We start from the raw sequence: 1,323 nt of genomic DNA, 5'->3' as shown, positions 1-1,323 counted from the left end.
TAGTTGATCTTCTGTCCGAGCTCGTTCGTGCGGGCGGTGTCGATCAGGCGGAGGTAGTCGATGCCGGTGGGCAGGGCCGGCGGCGCCTCTGGGATAGCGCCGCGAGCCGGTGCCCAGCGACGCGTCCTCGGGCGTGGCCGCGTGCGCGTAGCGGCGTACCGTCTTGCGGTCCAGCCCGAGAGTCTCGCAGATCGCCTGGATCGGGACGCCCTTGTCGTAGAGGGCGTGCACGGCGGCGTGACGCTCGCGGCGCCGGATCACGCGCATCCCCTCCGGCCGCCCCGACACCTCCTGCTCGGCGGCGACAGCAGGCATGTCTTCGGTGGGCTCGGCGAGGCAGCTGCGGTGTGCGGCAACGCACTTCTCGACGGCTTCGCACAGGTTCTTCCACAAGTGGAAGCGGTCCGCGACCTGGATCGCGTCGGGGCAGGCGGTGCGTACGGCCTCGGCGTAGGCGCTGGCCCTGTCCCGGCAGACGCTCTCCGCTCCGGGGTGCGCGCGCAGCCACGCGGTGAGGGTTTCCGCAGTGCGGTCGGGCAGGACGTCGACGCGTTCGCCGGTCTCCATGTCCAAGATGATCGTTCCGTAGACGTGCCCCTTCTTCAGGGCGAAATCATCGATGCCCAGCACACGGGGTGCGGCGCCGGCCTGCTTGTCCGGAAGTTTGCGTACGAGTCTGAGCAGGGAGTTCGCGCTCGTCGGGATGGACAGATGGGCGGCCAGCCGGGCGCCGGGACGTCCGGCGAGCGCCAGCGCGATCTTCTCCAGCAAGCGACGCAGGAGCGGGGTGCGCCGTGCGAATCGTTCGGTGAGCCCGTCCACCTGCTCGACGAACGTGCGTCGACCACACCCTGCTGCCGGGCAGAGGAACCGTCGCACCAGCAGGTCGATCACGACCTCCTGCCCGGCCGCCGCGAGGTCGGCAAGACGCCGCCGGTAACCACCATGGACACGACCGGACACCGTGCTGCAGTCCGGACAAGCCGCCTCGCACGTCACCGTCCGCGCCGTGAGGGCTATCCCGCCACCGTCCGCTCTGACCTCGTCCACCACCACGGACGACAGATGAGAGAACGCTGCGGAGAACGTCGAGAACACGCTGCAGTCACACGAACGGCCATCCTTCCAGCCTGTTGTGACGTCATGTCACTGCTCCACAAGAAGTGGATCAGAACCGAACTGAATGGCCGTTGACACAGGACTGGGACAAGATCGCGAAAGCACTGAAACCGGTCTATACGGCGCCGACCGAGGACGCCGCGATGAGCCGGTTCCTGGAGTTCAGCGAGGAATGGGGCAGCAAGTATCCGGCGATCGTCCGGC

Annotated in this window: 1 protein-coding gene and 1 pseudogene; one reads left to right on the top strand and one right to left on the bottom strand. The window is 67.9% G+C overall.

The genetic code is table 11. The features are described 5' to 3' along the window. The coding region (locus ACFWI9_RS34360; RefSeq protein WP_387169240.1) for an ISL3 family transposase at positions 1–1,098 on the bottom strand (1,098 nt) is incomplete at its 3' end. 98 nt (positions 1,099–1,196) lie between these two features. Here ACFWI9_RS34360 and ACFWI9_RS34355 point away from each other — a divergent pair. After that, positions 1,197–1,323: pseudogene (locus tag ACFWI9_RS34355) on the top strand (transposase); the annotation flags it as partial.

This window comes from Streptomyces sp. NPDC127084 (genome assembly GCF_042724175.1).
Lineage (GTDB): Bacteria > Actinomycetota > Actinomycetes > Streptomycetales > Streptomycetaceae > Streptomyces.
The sequence above is the reverse complement of the archived record's forward strand: the minus strand, read 5'-3'. Positions and strand labels throughout refer to the sequence as shown.